Source organism: Bradyrhizobium sp. USDA 4341 (genome assembly GCF_054063755.1).
Genome location: NZ_JBSSGO010000002.1, coordinates 2,339,004 through 2,357,317 on the forward strand (window position 1 = coordinate 2,339,004; position 18,314 = coordinate 2,357,317).

The 18,314-nt window shown below is 64.4% G+C and carries 17 protein-coding genes, 1 other RNA gene and 1 pseudogene; 8 read left to right on the forward strand and 11 right to left on the reverse strand.

Annotation, left to right across the window (positions count from 1 at the left end):
• Positions 1 to 28 precede the first annotated feature (28 nt).
• The 8 genes and pseudogenes from ACVIGB_RS17160 to ACVIGB_RS17195 form a co-directional block, all read right to left on the reverse strand.
• Positions 29 to 541, reverse strand: a complete 513-nt coding sequence (locus ACVIGB_RS17160; protein WP_092115853.1) for a dihydrofolate reductase — start codon at positions 539 to 541, stop codon at positions 29 to 31.
• Positions 541 to 1,026 (reverse strand): N-acetyltransferase family protein, encoded by a 486-nt coding sequence (locus ACVIGB_RS17165; RefSeq protein WP_456721730.1) that lies wholly within the window; start codon positions 1,024 to 1,026, stop codon positions 541 to 543. The genes ACVIGB_RS17160 and ACVIGB_RS17165 overlap by 1 nt, the downstream gene beginning before the upstream one ends.
• A gap of 8 nt (positions 1,027 to 1,034) precedes the next feature.
• Positions 1,035 to 1,829 (reverse strand): thymidylate synthase, encoded by a 795-nt coding sequence (locus ACVIGB_RS17170; RefSeq protein WP_092115855.1) that lies wholly within the window; start codon positions 1,827 to 1,829, stop codon positions 1,035 to 1,037.
• Positions 1,830 to 2,005: 176 nt separating this feature from the next.
• On the reverse strand, positions 2,006 to 2,986 hold the full coding sequence (locus ACVIGB_RS17175; RefSeq protein ID WP_456721729.1) for a tripartite tricarboxylate transporter substrate-binding protein: 981 nt from the start codon (positions 2,984 to 2,986) through the stop codon (positions 2,006 to 2,008).
• Positions 2,987 to 3,173: 187 nt separating this feature from the next.
• Positions 3,174 to 4,688, reverse strand: a complete 1,515-nt coding sequence (locus ACVIGB_RS17180) for a tripartite tricarboxylate transporter permease (protein WP_223975529.1) — start codon at positions 4,686 to 4,688, stop codon at positions 3,174 to 3,176.
• Between the two features lie 10 nt (positions 4,689 to 4,698).
• A pseudogene (locus tag ACVIGB_RS17185) lies at positions 4,699 to 5,148 on the reverse strand (tripartite tricarboxylate transporter TctB family protein); the annotation flags it as partial.
• Positions 5,149 to 5,292: 144 nt separating this feature from the next.
• A complete protein-coding gene (locus ACVIGB_RS17190) occupies positions 5,293 to 5,826 on the reverse strand; it encodes a chromate transporter (RefSeq protein WP_456721728.1) in 534 nt (177 codons plus the stop codon).
• Positions 5,823 to 6,434, reverse strand: coding sequence for a chromate transporter (locus ACVIGB_RS17195; RefSeq protein ID WP_456721727.1), 612 nt, complete (start codon positions 6,432 to 6,434; stop codon positions 5,823 to 5,825). Before ACVIGB_RS17195 ends, ACVIGB_RS17190 begins: the two co-directional genes overlap by 4 nt.
• A 100-nt stretch (positions 6,435 to 6,534) precedes the next feature.
• Between ACVIGB_RS17195 and ssrA the strand changes: the two genes are divergently transcribed.
• From ssrA to ACVIGB_RS17225, 6 genes are all read left to right on the forward strand, one after another.
• Positions 6,535 to 6,899: a transfer-messenger RNA gene (gene ssrA / locus ACVIGB_RS17200) on the forward strand.
• 143 nt (positions 6,900 to 7,042) lie between these two features.
• Positions 7,043 to 7,564, forward strand: a complete 522-nt coding sequence (locus ACVIGB_RS17205) for an SspB family protein (protein ID WP_092115861.1) — start codon at positions 7,043 to 7,045, stop codon at positions 7,562 to 7,564.
• Positions 7,565 to 7,740: 176 nt separating this feature from the next.
• Complete coding sequence (gene fumC, locus ACVIGB_RS17210; protein WP_456721726.1) at positions 7,741 to 9,156, forward strand: class II fumarate hydratase; 1,416 nt, start codon at positions 7,741 to 7,743, stop codon at positions 9,154 to 9,156.
• 275 nt (positions 9,157 to 9,431) lie between these two features.
• The gene (locus tag ACVIGB_RS17215; RefSeq protein ID WP_173637960.1) at positions 9,432 to 9,620 is read left to right on the forward strand and encodes a DUF4169 family protein; all 189 of its coding nucleotides are present in this window, start codon (positions 9,432 to 9,434) and stop codon (positions 9,618 to 9,620) included.
• Positions 9,617 to 9,892, forward strand: coding sequence for a ribbon-helix-helix domain-containing protein (locus ACVIGB_RS17220; protein ID WP_024580116.1), 276 nt, complete (start codon positions 9,617 to 9,619; stop codon positions 9,890 to 9,892). Before ACVIGB_RS17215 ends, ACVIGB_RS17220 begins: the two co-directional genes overlap by 4 nt.
• Positions 9,893 to 9,947: 55 nt before the next feature.
• Complete coding sequence (locus ACVIGB_RS17225; RefSeq protein ID WP_456721725.1) at positions 9,948 to 10,301, forward strand: VOC family protein; 354 nt, start codon at positions 9,948 to 9,950, stop codon at positions 10,299 to 10,301.
• 66 nt (positions 10,302 to 10,367) lie between these two features.
• On the opposite strand, the gene ACVIGB_RS17230 is transcribed toward ACVIGB_RS17225, so the two are convergent.
• Positions 10,368 to 14,099 carry an AsmA family protein gene (locus tag ACVIGB_RS17230; protein ID WP_456721724.1) on the reverse strand — a complete coding sequence of 1,244 codons (3,732 nt, stop codon included), beginning with the start codon at positions 14,097 to 14,099 and terminating at the stop codon, positions 10,368 to 10,370.
• 206 nt (positions 14,100 to 14,305) lie between these two features.
• The gene (locus ACVIGB_RS17235) at positions 14,306 to 15,538 is read right to left on the reverse strand and encodes a cytochrome P450 (protein WP_456721723.1); all 1,233 of its coding nucleotides are present in this window, start codon (positions 15,536 to 15,538) and stop codon (positions 14,306 to 14,308) included.
• Positions 15,539 to 15,709: 171 nt separating this feature from the next.
• Here ACVIGB_RS17235 and ACVIGB_RS17240 point away from each other — a divergent pair, with 171 nt between their 5' ends.
• The gene (locus tag ACVIGB_RS17240) at positions 15,710 to 16,321 is read left to right on the forward strand and encodes a TetR/AcrR family transcriptional regulator (RefSeq protein ID WP_092115868.1); all 612 of its coding nucleotides are present in this window, start codon (positions 15,710 to 15,712) and stop codon (positions 16,319 to 16,321) included.
• A 4-nt stretch (positions 16,322 to 16,325) separates the two neighbouring features.
• On the opposite strand, the gene ACVIGB_RS17245 is transcribed toward ACVIGB_RS17240, so the two are convergent.
• Complete coding sequence (locus ACVIGB_RS17245) at positions 16,326 to 17,618, reverse strand: MFS transporter (protein WP_456721722.1); 1,293 nt, start codon at positions 17,616 to 17,618, stop codon at positions 16,326 to 16,328.
• A 217-nt stretch (positions 17,619 to 17,835) separates the two neighbouring features.
• On the opposite strand from ACVIGB_RS17245, the gene ACVIGB_RS17250 reads away from it, so the two are divergent.
• Positions 17,836 to 18,312, forward strand: a complete 477-nt coding sequence (locus ACVIGB_RS17250) for a hypothetical protein (protein ID WP_143046656.1) — start codon at positions 17,836 to 17,838, stop codon at positions 18,310 to 18,312.
• Positions 18,313 to 18,314 lie beyond the last annotated feature (2 nt).

The following is an 18,314-nucleotide window of genomic DNA, read 5'->3' on the forward strand; positions in this document are numbered from 1 at the left end:
GGGCCACAATTGTCAATGCAAACATTGGTTAACCCCGGCCGCGCCGACGATATGTCACATAGGAGAAGTCGGCGCTGTCGTCCGGACCTGCCGGATTTCGCACGCGCGCCACCTCGTCCCACTCTTTCGTATCGATCTTGTCGAACCGTGTATCGCCGTCCGGTCGGGCGTGAACCTCGGTGATCTCGAGCCGATCGGCCGTGCCCATCCACTGCGCATAGATCTCCGCGCCACCGATGACGGCAATTTCAGTGGCGAAACGCCGCAGCGCGTCACCAAGCGCAATGGCCCGGGCGTTCTCGAACGACGTGGTGACGATGGCGCCGCGCGCGCGGTAGTTCGCATCGCGCGTCACCACGATATTGGTGCGACCCGGAAGCGGTCTGCGCAGGGATTCGAACGTCTTGCGTCCCATCACGACGGGCTTGTTCAGCGTGATTGCCTTGAGGCGCTGCTGGTCGGTCTTCAGCCGCCACGGGATTGCGTTGGCATTTCCGATCACGCCATTCTCGGCGACCGCGACGACGAGCACGATCTCCATCAGCGCGCTCCTTGCGCGAGCGCCGACAGCGCCGGACCGGAGACGCGGCAAATCGTCCACTCGTCCATCATCTCGGCGCCGAGCGACTTGTAAAATGCGATCGACGGCGCGTTCCAGTCGAGCACCGCCCATTGCAGGCGCGCCCAGCCATTGGCGAGGCATTGCTTCGCCAGATGCACCAGGAGCGCCTTGCCGATCCCCTTCCCGCGCAGTGCCGGACGCACGAAGAGGTCCTCGAGATAGATGCCGTGGCGACCGGCGAAGGTCGAGAAGTTGACGAACCAGACCGCGAAGCCGGCCGGCTCGCCGTTCCATTCCGCGATGTCGCAAGTAAGCCGCGGGTTCACGCCGAACAACGCCTCGGCGATATCGGCCTCGCTGGCGTGGACCTCGTGCAAAAGCTTTTCGTAGTCGGCGAGCTCGCGGACCAGCGAGAACACCAGTCCGGCCTCATCGGGCCGCGCGCGGCGGATCATCAGCGACATCTAATCCCTCAGACCGCGACTTCAGCCTTGATGTGCGGATGCGGGTCGTAACCCTCGAGTTTGAAGTCCTCGTAGCGGAACGCGAAGATATCCTTCACGTCGGGATTGATCGCCATCGTCGGCAGCGGCCGCGTCGGCCGCGTCAATTGCAGCCGCGCCTGCTCGAGGTGGTTCGAGTAGAGATGCGCGTCGCCGAGCGAGTGCACGAAATCGCCGGGCTTGAGGCCGGTCACCTGCGCCACCATCATGGTCAGCAGCGCGTAGGAGGCGATGTTGAAGGGCACGCCGAGGAAGACGTCGCCGGAGCGCTGATAGAGCTGGCAGGACAATTTGCCGTTCGCGACATAGAACTGGAACAGGCAGTGGCACGGCGGCAGCGCCATCTTGTCGACCTCGGCCGGATTCCAGGCGCTGACGATCAGCCGCCGCGAGTCCGGATTGCGCTTGATCATCTCGATCACACCAGCGATCTGGTCGATGCTGCGTCCATCAGGCGCCGGCCACGAGCGCCATTGCGAGCCGTAGACCGGGCCGAGATCGCCATTGGCGTCGGCCCATTCGTCCCAGATCGTGACGCCGTTGTCGTTGAGATATTTGATGTTGGTGTCGCCGGCGAGGAACCAGAGCAGCTCGTGCACGATCGCCTTCAGCGGCAGCCGCTTGGTGGTCAGCATCGGGAAGCCGGCCGAGAGGTTGAAGCGCATCTGGTGGCCGAAGATCGACAGCGTGCCGGTGCCGGTGCGGTCGTGCTTCTCAGCGCCGTCGGCGAGGATGCGTTCGAGCAGGTCGTGGTACTGGTTCATGGCGTCTGTTTCGGGCCCTTCGGGGAAGCGGCAAACTTAACGGCCGAGGCCGCCGGCCGACACGCTGATTCGGCGGATTGCACCGATTATACCCTGAAAAGTGAGCACCCTTGCGCCAAACGACAAGGGGCGGAACTCACGTTCCGCCCCTGCCCTATCCAGTTGATCGCGCTGGCTTAAGTGGTCGGCTTGAGCACCGGGGTCCACTTCGCGATCTCGCTTTTGACGAGGGTCGCGAGCGCCTCCGGCGTGCGGTTGGCGGGCGCCGGGATCACGCTGCCGAGTTCGAGCAGGCGCTTGCGCACATTCTCATCGTCGAGCGCCTTGATGGCCGCGGCGTTCAGCGTGGCGATGATCGCGGGCGAAGTTCCCTTCGGCGCGAAGATCGCGTTCCAGGCCTGGGCCTGGAATGCCGGCAGGCCGGCCTCTGCCGTGGTCGGGACATTGGGCAGCGACGGATTGCGCTCGGGGGTGGCGACCGCATAGGCCTTGATGGTACCGGCGTTGATCTGCGGCACCGCGTTGACGATCTGGTCGCACATGTAATCGACCTGGCCGGCGACCAGCGCGTTCATGGCAGGGCCGGTGCCGTTGAACGGCACGCCGACCGGCTTGACGTCGAGGATCGAGTTCAACAGCTCGCAGGAGGCATGCGAGACCGAGCCGATGCCGGCATGCGCGGCGTTGACCTTCTCGGCATTGGCCTTCACGTAGGCGACGAGTTCCTTCAGATCCTTCGGCGGGAAATCCTTGCGGGCAAGGATCAGGATCGGCGTGCCGGCGAGCAGCGCGACGGGTTCGAAATCCTTTTCCGGATGATAGGCGAGTTTCGGATAGAGCGGCACGGAAGCCGCGTGCGTGCCCATATGTCCGGTGACCAGCGTGTAGCCGTCACTGGCGGCGCGCGCGGCACGCGTCGTCGCCGTCGTGCCACCGGCGCCGACCACGTTCTCGATGACGATGCTCTGTCCGAGCGTCTGCGCCATGTGCGCGGTGACGATGCGCGAGATGACGTCGGTCGGACCGCCGGCCGCGAACGGCACGATCATGGTGATGGTGCGCGTCGGATAGGTTTGCGCGGAGGCCGGCACGGCGAATGCGCCCAGCGCGGCAAATGCCGAAAGGCATGCGCCCGCAAGCGAGCGAATGGACATCATCTCAATTCCTCCCGGGAACGTTTTGACCAAATAAAAATGCCGGCCAAATCGGCCGGCATTTTCATTTCATGAGACGACATCGAGTGTCGATTCGACTTCCGCCTGCGGCGCGCCGACGCAGGGCCGGCGCTCCCTGTTTGAGCATGATCTATCCGGAAAACCGCTTCACACTTTTCCGGATCATGCTCTAGCCCTCGGACTCCACGAACACTTCGTCGCGCTTCGCACGCAAGGTCGGCAGCACGGCGAGCACCAGGAGACCCGCCGCGATCGCCAGCAGCACTGCCGACAGCGGCCGCGACAGGAACACACTCCAGTCGCCGCGCGAGATCAGGAGTGCGCGACGCAGGTTCTCTTCCATCAGCGGGCCGAGCACCATGCCGAGCAGCAGCGGTGCCGGCTCGAAATCGTGCTTGATCAGCCAGTAGCCGACCAGACCGAACGCGCCTGCGAGCACGACGTCGACCGGCGCGTTGTTCACCGAGTAGATGCCGATCGCGCAGAAGATCACGATCGAGGGGAACATCAGCCGGTACGGCACGCGCAGCAGACGGACCCAGATGCCGACCAGCGGCAGGTTGATGATGATCAGCATCAGGTTGCCGATCCACATCGAGGCGATCATGCCCCAGACCAGGTCTGGCTGCTTCACCATCACCTGCGGACCCGGCACGATGCCATGAATGGTCATCGCACCGACCATCAGCGCCATCACCGCATTCGGCGGGATGCCGAGGGTGAGCAGCGGGATGAACGAGGTCTGCGCCGCGGCGTTGTTGGCGCTTTCCGGCGACGCCACGCCCTCGATCGCGCCGCGGCCGAACCGCGACGGATCCTTGGCTATCTTCTTCTCCAGCGTATACGCGGCAAACGACGCGATCACGGCGCCGCCGCCCGGCAGGATGCCAAGGATCGAGCCCAGGATGGTGCCGCGCACGATTGCCGGCGCGGAATCCATCAGGTCCTTCCTGGTTGGCATCAGGCCGGTGATCTTCTGCTGCACCAGATCGCGGCTCATCCCGGCGCCGGCGTCGAGATTGCGGATGATCTCCGCGAAGCCGAACACGCCCATCGCCACCGTCGCGAAGCCGAGGCCGTCGGCAAGCTCGGGGATGTTGAAGGCCATGCGCGAGGCGCCGGTCTCGATGTCGGAGCCGACCATCGACAGCAGTAGGCCGAACACGATCATCGCGATCGCCTTCAGCACCGAGCCCTTGGCGAGGACCACTGCGAAGATCAGGCCGAGCACCATCAGCGAGAAATATTCGGCCGGGCCGAATGCTAGCGCGAGCTTGGTCAGCGGTGCGCCGAGCACGGCGATCAGCACGGTCGCGACGCAACCGGCGAAGAACGAGCCGATCGCGGCAATCGCGAGCGCCGGGCCGGCGCGGCCCTGTCTTGCCATCTGGTGGCCGTCGAGCGCGGTGACCACCGAAGTCGCCTCGCCCGGAATATTGACCAGGATCGAGGTGGTCGAGCCGCCATATTGCGCACCGTAATAGATGCCGGCGAGCATGATCAACGCGCCGACCGGCGGCAGGCCGAAGGTGATCGGCAGCAGCATGGCGACGGTGGCGATGGTGCCGATGCCCGGCAGCACGCCGACCAGCGTACCGACCAGAGCGCCGATCAGGCACATCAGAAGATTGATCGGCGAAAGCGCAACGGCAAAACCGTGGGCGAGATTGGCGAACAGTTCCATTGCGCCGCCCTCACTGAATCAGGAAACGAGGGAACATCGGCATCGGAAGTCCCAGCACGTAAGGAAACAACAATGCGCAGCCCAGCGTCAGACAGGCACCGACGATGGTCGCCTCGAGCCACTTCGTCTCCTCCGAGCCGAGTGCCGCGATCATGAAGCTGGCAAATGCCGTGACGACGAGCCCAAGCGGCCGGATCGACACCGCAAAGAACACGATCGCTGCCGATACGAACAGCGGCCCGCGCCATGAATAGGCCGCGATATGGGGGCCGTCGCTCAGGATCCCCATCAGCGCGACAGCGCCGCCGAGCAGCAGCAGCAGCACGGCGAACATGCGCGGCGCGGTTCCGGCACCAAACGAGAATCCGTGCATGCCCTGCAGATCGCTCGAAGCCCACAAGGCAAACAGGGCAACCGCCATCATCACAAGCCCGCCGACAAAGTCCTGCGGACCGCGCACCCATTTCGGCAAGATCGATTTGACCGGCGCCTCGCTTGGCGTATCGCTCATGACTTCGCTTCCCCCGTCAGGGCTGTCCCGCCCGTTGTGATTGAATGGCTTGGCGTGTGGTGCGTTGACCGAAAGCCTTGCTAGCGATTTTCGTCAGACAACGCCAGCAAAACCCAAGAGACCTCCGGCAAGCAACATCCATAAGGGATTGATCCGTGTCGCAAAAGCAAGCGCAGCTGCGACAATGGTGATCAGGATCGCGATCCAACTTTGGTCTGATGTCTGCGCCACGATCAGGCCGGAGGCGGCCATCAGTCCGATCGACAGCGGAACCAATGCGGCCTGAATGATCGCCGGCCAACGCACGTCGCGCGAGCGATCGAGGAAGCGGCTCACATAATAGGCAAGCAACGCGGTCGGTCCGCACATCGCGACCGTTGCGGCCAATGCCCCCGCGACGCCTGCGACAGAATAGCCTATCAGCGTCACGATCAGCACGTTCGGTCCCGGCGAGAGCTGCGAGATCGCGAACACGTCGGCGAACTGCTTGTCGGTCAGCCAGTGATGCACGTCGACGGCGGCGCGGTGCATTTCGGGGATCGCCGAATTGGCCCCGCCGACCGCAAACAGCGACATCAGGCCGAAGGTCCAGACCAGTGCTGCGATCGGGCTGGACTCCGAGCTCATGCCTTCACCATGCGTCGCGCCAAAACTGTCGTCGCGATGCTGAGCGGGATCGCCGCCAGCAGCACGATCTGGAGCGGCCATTGGATCAGACCGATCGCGACGAAAACCGCCGCCAGAATGACGAGACCTGTGACATCGCGCCGCTTCAACAGCGGCATCATCATCTTGAGGACGACGGCGAACAGCAGCCCGACCGCGGCACAGGCGACGCCGGCGAGTGTCCGGCGCAGGACGTCGATATCGCCGTAGCGGGCATAGATTGCGGCAAGGACGGTCGCGATCACCATCGGCGGCCCCACCAGCCCGGCGAAGGCCGCAAGCCCGCCGGCGATGCCGCGAAAGCGCGAGCCGAATACGACCGACAGGTTGACGATGTTCGGACCTGGCAGGAAATGGCACAGCGCGAAGGTCTCGTTGAACTCCTCCGCCGTCATCCAGCGGTGCTGCTCGACGATCGACCGCCGGGCCCAGACCAGGACCCCGCCAAAGCCGGCCAGCGACATCTTGGCAAAGGCCAGGAACAGCTCGAGCAGGCCGGGCTGGAGGGGCGGAGACGGTGCAGAGGCATCCGGCGCCGCGGCGGCAACCGGCGGGGATTCCGGGGGCATGGGCAAAATCTAGAACGGCGCCAGGACAGTGCCAAGACGCAGCGCCGAGACGCCGGCCAACCCAAATCGGCCTGTTTCAGACCTGAACAAGCCTGAATCGGCTCTATTTTTCTTCGTTCGTGCCGCCTATATTGGGGGTGCCGGTTCGCCGGCTATGGAAATAAATGGCCGTCGCAATAAACCATTCGGACCCGGGGGCGGTACCCGGCGCCTCCACCAAAACCCATCCGAGCCCTAGCTTTGGTGGCTTTTGGCGGGGGCGAAATAGGATCGACGAGGGCGTAAAGGGCGTGTTTTTTCTCGGTATGGTTCCGCCGTTATCGGGCTAATGCAATAGTTGCCAACGACAACTTTGCTCCGGTTGCTCAGGCTGCGTAACGCAGTTTGAAAGACCATCTTAAAGTCCTAACGGGTTAAGCTCCGTTAGGCGGGGTTCGGAGGCACCTGGCAACAGAAGCCTCCACTTTATTTCCCGATCGGGTGTCCGCCCGCATTTTCCGCTGCCAGCCCTGCTGATTTCCGGGTCCCGGCGGGGTACCATGACCAAAAGGGCGAGTCGGACGGGTCCGGCGATGCCTTGCCGGCATTTTCGAAGCGACAGGAATACGATGGCGACCGATCACATCCGATATGACGTGCTGGCGCGCGATGCGCTGCGCGGGGTGCTGCGCCGGGTCTTGTCCGACGCCGCCGAACATGGCCTGCCAGGTGAGCACCATTTCTACATCACCTTCCTCTCGCACGGCGACGGCGTGAAGCTGTCGCCGCGGCTGCTCGCGCAGTATCCGGAGGAGATGACCATCATCCTGCAGCACCAGTTCTGGGATCTGGTGGTGACCGAGGACCGGTTCGAGGTCGGCCTGTCGTTCGGCGGGATTCCCGAACGGCTGAACGTACCGTTCGCCGCCGTGACGCGCTTCCTCGATCCGTCCGCACCGTTCGATCTGCGGTTCGACGTCTCGGAGGCATTGTCCGAGGAGGCCCCGCCCGCGACGGCACCGGCCTCTCCCCTTCCCGCACCGGCCGCCCGGGCGGTGGTCGAGCCCGAGACGGCCGAGACCGAGCAGGAGCCTGCGAAGCCCAGCGAAGGCGCCGAGGTCGTGCGGCTGGACCGCTTCCGCAAGAAATAATCTAAACACCGATCGATCTTCGACCTTGTAGGATGCATTCGAGGGCCGGGATGACAGATCGTCATACCGGACTATCTTCTGCATGAACGTGCTTCCGCGCGGACGCTGTCGCGTTGCCGCGGCGAAAACCTGGCGCATCGCCGGATCACGTTCTGATGACGCAACGGAGAGCATCCATGGCTCAATCGACGACACCATCCAACGCCGCCACCCGTAGCGAGACCGACAGCTTCGGTCCGATCGACGTCGCCGCCGATCGCTACTGGGGCGCGCAGACCGAGCGCTCGCGGCAGAATTTCAAGATCGGCCACGACCGGATGCCGATCGCGATCATTCACGCGCTCGCCATCGTCAAGCTCGCCGCAGCCGAAACCAATCGCGATCTCGGCCAGCTCGATGCACGCCGCGCTGACGCCATCGTCAGCGCCGCCAGGGAAGTGATCGAGGGCAAGCTCGACGATCATTTTCCGCTGGTGGTCTGGCAGACCGGCTCGGGCACGCAAACCAACATGAACGTGAACGAGGTGATCGCAAACCGCGCCAACCAGATGCTCGGCGGCGAGCTCGGCGCCAAGCAGCCGATCCATCCGAATGATCACGTCAACATGAGCCAATCGTCGAACGACTCGTTTCCGACTGCGATGCATATCGCTGCGGCGGACCGCATCATCGCCGACCTGATCCCTGCCCTTACCGAGCTGCATCGGGCGTTGCACCAGAAGCAGGAAGCGTTTGCCAAGATCGTGAAGATCGGACGCACGCATACCCAGGACGCAACACCGCTGACGCTCGGCCAGGAATTCTCCGGCTACGCCGCGCAGGTCGAGAGCGGCATCGCGCGGCTGCACTCGGCGGTGAAGGAGTTGTTCCCGCTGGCGCAGGGCGGCACTGCTGTTGGCACCGGCCTCAACTCGAAGCCGGAATTCGCCAACGCTTTCGCCAAGCACGTCGCCGAGATCACCAAGCTGCCGTTCACCAGCGCGGCAAACAAGTTCGAGGCACTCGCGTCCAACGACGCCTATGTGCTGGTGCATGGCGCGATCAATTCGGTGGCGACCGGCCTGTTCAAGATCGCCAACGATATCCGCTTCCTCGGCTCGGGCCCGCGCTCGGGCCTCGGCGAGTTGATCCTGCCCGAGAACGAGCCGGGCTCGTCGATCATGCCGGGCAAGGTCAATCCGACCCAGTGCGAGGCCATGACCATGGTCTGTTGCCAGGTGTTCGGCAATCAGACCACGATCACCGTCGCCGGCAGCCAGGGCCATTTCGAGCTCAACGTGTACAAGCCCGTGTTGGCATATTGTATGATAAATTCCATTCAGTTGCTGTCTGACGTTGTCCGCTCATTTACTGAGCATTGCGTTGTCGGAATACGCGCCGACGAAAAGCGCATCAACGAGCTGATGCAGCGCTCGCTGATGCTGGTGACGGCGCTCGCGCCGAAGATCGGTTACGACAACGCAGCCAAGGTCGCGAAGTCGGCACACGCACGCGGAACGACGTTGAAGGAAGAGGCTTTGCGGCTCGGATTCGTAACTGCCGACGAATTTGATCGCCTCGTGCAGCCGGACAAAATGACACACCCCGGCTGAAGCGAAGCGCGCAATGTCCGGATAATTACGGTCAGCGCGCGTGATATAATTATGGATCATAACGCCTAAAGGCTAAGGCTGTTTGCCTATCAGCTCTGCGCTAGCGCATGGTACAGACGTCTAGTTTTCGCAGAGCGAAACGGATTCTTTGATGCTATCACAAGCATCAAATGGGGATTCGGGATGGATATCGAGCCAGGCGCTTTGCGCGATCGCTCTTGCTTTCGTCACGATGCATCACCAATTCCGCTCTGGGGACGATGAGGACGACGAGCATGGGCGACGTGGTCAACCTGAAACGATTCAAGAAGCGCGGTGAGCGCGAACAAGCAGCAAAGCAGGCCGAAGCCAATCGTGCGCTATTCGGTCGCACCAAATCCGAACGAGCGCGTGACGAATTTCTCGGCGAGCGCAGTACGCGCGTGCTCGATCAGCACCGCATCGAAAGTGGTGACGCATCATGAAATCTCCCGTCGTCAAGCGGTCGATCGTCGTCGCCGGTCACAAGACCAGCGTCAGCCTCGAAGAAGCCTTCTGGAACGGCATGAAGGAGATTTCCGGTCTGCGGAACATGACGCTGTCGGAGTTGGTCGGCGAGATCGACAACAACCGTCAGCAGGGCAATCTGTCCTCCGCGATCCGGCTTTTCGTGCTCGACTACTTCCGCTCGCGCGCCACCCCGGCCGTGCCGACGGATGTCAGGCCGCAACAGGTCGACACGCGCCAGCAGGCCTGACGGCCTTGCCGGCCGTCGCTTCAGCAGACGGTCGTTCCGCCGCGTGGACTTCAGCATGAAGGTCAATCGCATCGTCGCGAACGTTGCCGCATCAGATGTCGCGGCAGCGAAGTCGTTCTATCGCGATATCCTCGGCCTCGAGCCGCTGATGGATTTCGGTTGGATTGCGACTTACGGTCCATCCGAAACGATGCAGGTTCAAATCAGCTTCGCTTCCGAAGGTGGCTCCGGCACGCCGGTGCCCGATCTCTCGATCGAGGTCGACGATCTCGACGAAGCACTGCACCGGATGCAGGCCGCCGGCATCGCGATCGAATACGGACCGGCGGACGAGCCATGGGGCGTGCGGCGCTTCTTCGTCCACGATCCGTTCGGCCGGCTGATCAATATTCTCCAGCACCGATCGTAAGCTCTGGATTCCTGTTCTGACGCGTTTTCGCCACGCGAACCGGTAACCCACTTCGCTTGACGCTTTCTAGTTCTGCATCGCCGGCCGTGGCGGCGGATTGGCGACCTGCGGCGTCAGCGACAGCGGCGGCCGCAGCGGCCTCGACCTGGCCGCACCGGGCACCGGCTTGACCTCGATCGGCGGCGGCAGCGGCGCCAGCTGCGGCTGGCTCGCAACCGGCGCAGGCGGCACGAGCGGCACAGCTGGAGGTGCTGTGGCAGCCGGCGGGACGATCGGCGGCCGCGGCGCAACGATCTTCGGCTTCGCCGGCACGCGGCGCGGATCAGGGCCGGGCACCGGCAAGTTGGCAGAAGGCACTCCCGCCGAATTTGGATTGGACGCGTCCGGTGCCGGCCCGGCGGGCGGCGGAAGGGCCGCCGGGGTCGGAGGCGGCACCGGTTCGCCGCGCTCGATCGCGTCGAGCCGCTTGGTCTCCCGGTCGATCGCGCGCACCGCTAGCCACGACGACAACGCCGCGATGTCGATGCTGCGCGACAATCCGTCGGGTGTGCCCACCGCCAGCAGCTGGATTTCCGGGCGGCTGGTGGCGGTGCCGACCTGCGTCGATGTCAACGCGGTGCGGATGTCGGCCTGGTCGGCCGGAATGTCGTAGCCGCCAGACACGATGACGTTGGCACCGCTCGCCGCGAGCGTGGTGACGCCGATCCGGATCCGGCCGTCACGAATGTTGAAGGGAATTTGCGACGAAGCGACCGATAGCCCGCCGGCCGCGAGCGCCGGTTCGACGATCTGCCGCAGCCGCGCGTCGTCGGTCGCCTGCCCGGAATCGCTGGCGCGGATCGCAACGTCGAACGCGCGCGGATCGAGCCCCGGAAGGTTCAGCCCCTCCAGCGTCACGGCGCCGCTGCCGGACAGCGCACCGATCAGCGCCGAGGCGCTGCGGCCCTGCGTCAACAACGTCATCTGCATCGAAGCGCGTGCCTTGGGCATCGCGAGACTGCGGTAGCGCAAGGCCGAGCCGTCGACGCCCGAAAGCTGCACATTTGCATTTAAGGCGAGTCCATTGACGCCCTGCCGCGCATCGATGGAGGCGGTCACCTCGCCGCCGCCGATCTTGCCCTTGACGCCGTCGAAGGTCAGCGACTGCCCATCCGACCTGATGGTGCCGCGGACCGGCTGCAGCTCGGCGCCGCCCGGCAGCAGACCGTGCAGCGCTTCGAACGTGACCTTGCCGCGCCAGGCGCTTGTCAGCCCCTGGCCGAGCGGCTCCGTCGCATCGTGACCGGCCGCGCCGATCGCCGCTGCGAAAATCGGCGCCAGCGTGATCTGATCGAGGCCGACTTCACCTTCGATGCTCTTCTGATCGGCGAGCGTCAGCGCCAGCCGGCCGCGCAGCCGCGAACCAGCGACGATGCTGTCGAGATCGTCGAAGGTCAGCCTGTCACCCGCAAGCGTGACCCGCGACGACAGGCGGATGTTTGCCGCCGGATCGGATGATTTCAGATTGAGCAGCGGACTGATGTCGGCGCTGCGGACACGGAGGCTGACGCTCGATTTGCTCTCCCCGGCCCCATCCTTGGACCACGGCTCCGCGGTCCCTTCGGCATCCGCGTCGAGCCCGGCGCCCCAGAGCCTCGCCTTCAGCCGCAACGGCGCGTGCCATGCGCCGCTCGCGGTGCCCTCGAACTGCGTCGGGCCCGCACCGGCTGCGACCGCACGGTCAAGCCCAAGCAGCGCCAGCAGCGCATTGCCCTCGCTGGCGGAGAATTTTGCCTCGGCCGTGACGTCGCTGTTGCGAAGTGCGTCGAAATCCAGCGCACGGATCGCAGCCGCCGGCGGCGTCGCCGAGATCACCGTATTGCCCTTGAGTTGCGGCGTGTCGAGATCGACCGTCGCGCGCGCGCTGACGCGATCGGCGGCCTTGCCTTTGCCGAGGTCGAGCGCAAGCCTCGCACGGACCGGACCGGCATCCGCACGCAGCACGCCGAGCCGCGCGGCAAGCTCCGGTGCGAACGGCTGAACGACAGCCGTCAGCCGGCCAAGCGACGCGGCGGTCGCATCGACGGCGAGCTTGCCGGTCGAATTGACGCGATCGAAATTGCCGCTGCCATCCAGCGTGACATTGTCGGGCTGACCGATCTTGACGCGCTCGAGCACGATGTTCTTCGGGCTGTAGGCGATCTTCGCGAGCAACGGCCGCAATTCCTGCCCCGAGGAGATCGCGCGCCCGACATCGAGCGACAGCTGCGCCTCGTCCGGCCATTCGGCTTGCGGGCCGGCCAGCGAGCGGATGAATGTTGCGGTCGCATCGAGATCGAGCCGCTCGGCCTTCAACTGCGCCTCGACCTTCGAGCCGCTCGTCGCCTCGCGATGCGCGACCGCGACGCGGCCCTCGACCGTGCCGCCCTCGATCTCCGCCTTCATCGCGTCGATCGAAAAACCGGCCGGCGACACCGTGACGTCGCCGCGCAACCGCAGCGGCTTCTGGCTGCGATAGGCGATGTCGCCCCGCCCCTGCAGCCAGCTCATCAGCGTATCGGGGTCGGACGATTCGATGTTGAGCGCGGTCTTGAAGCTGTTGGCGACGCCGGTCTGCGCGCTGGCGCCGCTCATCGAGACCCGCGTCGATCCCGGCGCGCGAAACTCCAGCCGGCGCACGGTCCATGATTTCGCATCCGATTGCAGCTCTGCCGAGACGTCCTGCAACGGACGGCCGCCGAGCATGATCTGTTCGGAGGTGAGCTCCACCTGCGCCGGGATCGGGCTTTGCGGAAGACCCGACAACACCGCGCGCATCGCCGGCAGCACGCGCACCGGCTCGACATTGCCATTGTTGGCGTCCTTGGCGCGATCTTTGGCGGCGAACTTGTCGCCATCGAGCTGTCGCGCCGAAAGCGCGGCGCGCAGCAGCGGCGATGCGCCGAACCGGAGATCGCCATTTCCTGCGAGCTTCAGTGCGCGGTCCTCGCCGCCATAGCTCACCTCGACCTGGTCGAGACGCGCTGCCGAATAATCCGATTTCACCTTGGCCGCGATCCGCCAGGGCGGCATATCGCTGCCGCCGCGCTGGCCAGGTGTGCCCGCCAGCGCCACGCTCCCCTCGAACCGCGGTGCGCGGGCCTCGAAGGTCAGGATGCCGTCGAGATCGGCCGATATCGGGCGCTGGCCGGGATCGATGTTGAAATGCAGGCGGGTGCCGCTGCCGTCGGCGCTTTGCCCCGAGGAAATCCGGAACGGGTAGCGGTTGCCGTCGAACATGAAATTGCCGTCGCCGCGGACCGCGCCGGCAAGCGAGCGGACATCGCCGCTGAAGGCAATGTCGTTCAGCTCGAGCGTGCTGCTGCTTGCGGCATCGTGCAGTGCGATGCGGCCGGTCAGATTGAGGCGATCGATCGCCAGCGAAGCCAGGTTGAAGCTCCCGCTCGACGGCGACCAGTCGATCCGCCCCTTCGGATCGAGCCCGAGGTCGAGCGACATGCCGTTGATAGTGAGTTCGTTGGCGCGCCACTCGCCGCGCATCAGCGAGCTCAGGCTGAGCTCGACGTCGAGATTGGCGGCCCGGATCTTGCCGAGGTCGTTGGCGCCGCCGATGGTGACGGTTTTCAACCGCAGCGAGGGCGCAGGCAGCAGGCGCGCGTCGAGATTGCCAGCGACACGAACTGGCGTGCCGATGATCTTGGACGCCTCCGCCTCGAACTGCGGCCTGAACTGGTTCCAGTCAACGAAATACGGACCGACCAGCGCGGCGACCAGTGCAAGAATGAAGGCGATTGCCAGGCCGAGCAGCGTCGTCTGCACGGTGTCTCCCTTTGAGCCCGCTCCGCGGTGCTGAACCCTCGGCCGGAGCAACCCAAATATAGAGACAAGTATGGCGAAGTCACAGCGGCTTTACCGCTGCGACGTCAGGCGGATGACGGTTTTCCGCTCAAGCGTGCGTGCCCGCCGGCCGTCGCGGCAGGGTTACTGCCCTGCCGCGCATCCCGGATGTCACCACATCCCGGATGTCACCAGCTCGCCGGGAGCCGCTTCAGCCCGCGCAGCACGAAGGTCGGCCGCCACTCCGGATTTTCCGCGTCATCGAGCCGCAGGTCGGGGATCCGGCGCAGCAGCGTCGAGATCGCGATCTCGGCCTCGATCCGCGCCAGCTGGGCGCCGAGGCAAAAATGGATGCCGCCGCCGAACGACAGCGGCTTCACGTTCGGCCGCTGGATGTCCAGCTTTTCGGGATGGTCGGGATAGACAGCCTCGTCGTGATTGGCCGAGCCCAGCAGGCACAGCACGCTCTCGCCCTTCGGGATGCGCTTGCCGCCGAGATCCTCGATGTCTTCCAGCGCGACGCGGCCGGTCAGCTGCACCGAGGAATCGTAGCGCAGGAACTCCTCGATCGCATTGGTGATCAGGCCGGGATTGGCCTTCAGCAGCGCGAGCTGGTCCGGGTTGCGGAACAGCGCGAGCAGGCCGTTGCCGATCAGGTTGACGGTCGTCTCATGGCCGGCGCCGAACAGCAGGATGATGTTGGCGGTGAGCTCCTCGTTGGTCAGCTTCTGGCCGTTCTCCTCGGCCTGCACCAGTTGGGTGGTGAGGTCGTCGCCGGGCTGCTTGCGGCGCAGCTCGAACAGCTGGTGGAAATACATCGCGGCCATCGCGTTGCCGGCGTTGCCCTGCTTGATCTCCTCCGCCGTGAGCGGTACCGGCTCGAGCAGACGGCCGCCGTCGCGCGAGCCGTTGTAGAAGGCGTCGCGATGCTCCTCGGGGATGCCGAGCATGTCGCAGATGATCGTCACCGGCAGGCGGAACGCGAAATCCTCGATCAGGTCCATCTTTCCTTGCGGAACGATGCGGTCGAGCGTTTCGTCGACGACGTGCTGGATGCGCGGGCGCATGTCCTCGACCCGGCGTGCGGTGAACGCCTTGACGACGAGGCCGCGCAGGCGGGTGTGATCGGGCGGGTCCTGCTGCAGCATCCAGTGGCTCATGCTGCGGATGACCGGCTCCTCCATGATCTTGGGGCCGTAGCGGCGGATCGAGCGCTCGACATAGTCCTTGCCGAACCGCTTGTCGCGCAGCACGAGGCTCGCCTCGGCGTGCCGGCTGGCGACGAAGGCGCCATGCGCGTTGACATGCATCGGATCGAGGCGGCGTAGCCGCTCATAATACGGATAGGGATTGCGAATGAATTCGGGCGCCAGTGGATTGAAAAGCGGCTCGCCGCTGGCCGGCTGAACATGCTCGTTCATGGTGACCTCGTTCGTGCGCGACGCCGGTGCCTGCACTCTGGCGCGCCTTGGTGTCATCCTCAAGACCGCACCAACACGGGTGCGGCCATTCTGGTTTTAGCTACTCTCGCTTTATCAACCGCAACTCGATACACTCTTGTATCGAGTTGCATTGTGCCCTAAACTGCGCCGATGTCAAGGGTTCGAACCAGGCCGACACGGGACGACACCTGCGAGAAGCTGTTCGAGGCGGCGGCGCGGGTGTTCGAGGAACAGGGAATCGGCGGCGCCAGCATCGAGGCGATTGCGGCTGCGGCGGGTTTCACCCGCGGCGCCTTCTACTCGAACTTCAAGAGCAAGGACGAGCTGATCTTCGCGATGCTCGAGGATCACGTCGAGCAATCGATCCGGCGCAATCTCGATTTGCTCGCCAAGCACAGGGACCTCGCCGACTTCCTGGAGGCATTGCGCACCGTGGACCGCAGCCGGCAGGATCCGCTCGGCCGCTCGCCTCTCCTGCATATGGAGATGATCCTGTTCGTGGCGCGCGCCGAGAAGCGCCGGCCTGAACTCGCCAAGCGCCTGCGCGCGCGGCGCAAGCTGATCGCCGACATCGTCGAGACCGCGCAGAAGAACAGCGGCAGGAACGCCAGACTCAATCCGGACTGGACCGGCGCGATCGTGCTGGCGCTGGAAGATGGTTTCCGCCTGCACCGCCTGATCGATCCGGAGACCACACCTGCCGACAGTTGCCTGCGCGCGATCACCGACCTGCAGCGGGCGATCGGCGTTTCATCCGCCTGATGTGTCAGGCCGCGCTTGCGACCTTATGCATCTGGCCGGCGACGGCACGGACCTTGCGGGGCGAAGCCTGCCAGATCGCGAATGCCGACAGCAGGCTGACGGCAATGCCGAGCAGGAACGCGCTGGTATAGCTGCCCGAGAGATCGTAGAGCTGGCCCGTGATCCACGGGCCCGCGGCTCCGCCGGCGAGCGCGGCCAGCATCACGGTGCCGAAAATGCTGCCGTATTGCTTGCCCTGGAAGATCTCCAGCACCACCGGTCCCATCACGGAGGTCAGGCCATAGCCGAGCGCGCCCTGGGTGAAGACCATGAGATAGATCAGCATCATGCTCGGCCAGTATTTCAACGCGGCGAGCGCGGCGAAGCAGATCACGAAGCCCAAGCACGAGATTGCCCACACCCATTCTCGGCCGATGCGATCGGAGAGATGCCCGAGCCAGATCTGGCCGGGAATGCCGAGCAGGCTGACGACGCCAAGCGCCCAGACGCCGACGTTGGAGCTGAAGCCGATGTCGAGCAGGAATTTGGTCTGGTGCACCTGCACCGCATACCAGATGTACAGGCCGCAGAAATAGCCGGTCGCGATCCACCAGAACCGCGCGGTGCGCAGCGCACGCGACAGCGTCCAGTCGGTGCCGGCCCATACCGGATCGACGATGTTCGATGCCGGCCTGGCCGACGTCGCCGTCGGCGCCGCATCGCCGTCCGGCTGCAGGCCGATCTCCTCCGGCTTCTTGTGCAGCAACAGGTTGATCGGCGCGAGCACGACCAGCACCACGATCCCCATCGCGGTGCAGGCGGTGCGCCAGCCGGTGTGCTCGATCATGTGCTGCACCCATGGCAGCAGCGTCACCGAGCCGATGCCAACACCGGCGAAGGCGAGCCCGATTGCGAGGCCACGGCGGCGGATGAACCAGTTCGGCACGAACAGCGATTGGCCGGAATAGCCGAGGCAGACGCTGCCGGAACCGACCAGCACGCCGATGGTGAGATAGAGATGCCAGGGTTGCGTGGTCAGCGGCGCCAGCAGCAGGCCGGAGCCCATCAAGAGCACACCGAGCTCCATCACCGCGCGCGGACCGCTGCGGTCCATCAGCCGGCCGATCAGCGGGCTCGCGATCGCGGAAGCGACAAAGCCGAACGAGAATGCGCCCGCGGTAACGCCGCGCTCCCAGCCGAATTCAGAGATGATCGGCGGATAGAACAGCGAGAATGCCGTCCGTGCGTTGACGCCGATCGCCATGGTAACGAAAGTCACCGCGACGATGACCCAGCCGTAGAAGAAGGGAAGTCGCATGGCATGACCATCGTAAGGGTGCAACCGGGCGGGTGCGACCGAGCAAGAGGGGAAACACGTTCTCTTGCATAATGCACGGCCAAATCTGTGAAGCAATTCATAGACAAATGTACCTACCGATGATTGTAGGATCATCGGATTATCACTTCGCGTCTGGCCGGAGACCACGAAGCGGGTTATCATCTTCTTTTCAGAAGGAATACTCAGGAGGAATACTATGGGTGGATTGGTCGCAGACGGGTACGTTCCGCACGTTCAGGAGCAGTTGAACTCCCGGTTCATTGGCGAAGCGCTGGACGAGATGGTCCAGTTTCAAAAGGAGTTCAAGGTATTCTCGCCGCAGCACACGCTGCAGATGTCCTTTGGGCTTCTCAACATTGCGCCGGTCGGCGAAGCCGATCGTCAGGGATTTTTCAAGTATCTGAAGCTGCTGAAGCGGACGGGTTCATCGATTGACGGCAAGGCCTCGCGGAAGAACGGGCACGATCAGATCATTGCGTCGCTGCAGGCCAATCTCGAAAGCGGCAGGGCGATGCCGGTGTTCTTCACCTGGCATCCCGGGGAGCACCCGAAAGGAATCGTGCAGATCACAAGCGGCGATCGCGCCCTGAGCTTCTCCAGCAAGGGGTTTCTCACGATCTCGGTCCCGACGATCGGCGCCCACCGTCCCAAGGCCGGCAAGCGCAAGAAGTAGCG

Excerpts from the sequence above, each read along its gene's own strand:
- ACVIGB_RS17245 (WP_456721722.1), bottom strand. The coding sequence starts at position 17,618 with ATGCGACTTCCCTTCTTCTACGGCTGGGTCATCGTCGCGGTGACTTTC.
- ACVIGB_RS17250 (WP_143046656.1), top strand. The coding sequence starts at position 17,836 with ATGGGTGGATTGGTCGCAGACGGGTACGTTCCGCACGTTCAGGAGCAG.
- ACVIGB_RS17195 (WP_456721727.1), bottom strand. The coding sequence starts at position 6,434 with ATGCCCCCGGAATCCCCGCCGGTTGCCGCCGCGGCGCCGGATGCCTCT.
- ACVIGB_RS17175 (WP_456721729.1), bottom strand. The coding sequence starts at position 2,986 with ATGATGTCCATTCGCTCGCTTGCGGGCGCATGCCTTTCGGCATTTGCC.
- ACVIGB_RS17190 (WP_456721728.1), bottom strand. The coding sequence starts at position 5,826 with ATGAGCTCGGAGTCCAGCCCGATCGCAGCACTGGTCTGGACCTTCGGC.
- ACVIGB_RS17180 (WP_223975529.1), bottom strand. The coding sequence starts at position 4,688 with ATGGAACTGTTCGCCAATCTCGCCCACGGTTTTGCCGTTGCGCTTTCG.
- fumC (WP_456721726.1), top strand. The coding sequence starts at position 7,741 with ATGGCTCAATCGACGACACCATCCAACGCCGCCACCCGTAGCGAGACC.
- ACVIGB_RS17165 (WP_456721730.1), bottom strand. The coding sequence starts at position 1,026 with ATGTCGCTGATGATCCGCCGCGCGCGGCCCGATGAGGCCGGACTGGTG.
- ACVIGB_RS17220 (WP_024580116.1), top strand. The coding sequence starts at position 9,617 with ATGAAATCTCCCGTCGTCAAGCGGTCGATCGTCGTCGCCGGTCACAAG.
- ACVIGB_RS17170 (WP_092115855.1), bottom strand. The coding sequence starts at position 1,829 with ATGAACCAGTACCACGACCTGCTCGAACGCATCCTCGCCGACGGCGCT.
- ACVIGB_RS17240 (WP_092115868.1), top strand. The coding sequence starts at position 15,710 with ATGTCAAGGGTTCGAACCAGGCCGACACGGGACGACACCTGCGAGAAG.
- ACVIGB_RS17225 (WP_456721725.1), top strand. The coding sequence starts at position 9,948 with ATGAAGGTCAATCGCATCGTCGCGAACGTTGCCGCATCAGATGTCGCG.
- ACVIGB_RS17160 (WP_092115853.1), bottom strand. The coding sequence starts at position 541 with ATGGAGATCGTGCTCGTCGTCGCGGTCGCCGAGAATGGCGTGATCGGA.
- ACVIGB_RS17215 (WP_173637960.1), top strand. The coding sequence starts at position 9,432 with ATGGGCGACGTGGTCAACCTGAAACGATTCAAGAAGCGCGGTGAGCGC.
- ACVIGB_RS17205 (WP_092115861.1), top strand. The coding sequence starts at position 7,043 with ATGGCGACCGATCACATCCGATATGACGTGCTGGCGCGCGATGCGCTG.
- ACVIGB_RS17235 (WP_456721723.1), bottom strand. The coding sequence starts at position 15,538 with ATGAACGAGCATGTTCAGCCGGCCAGCGGCGAGCCGCTTTTCAATCCA.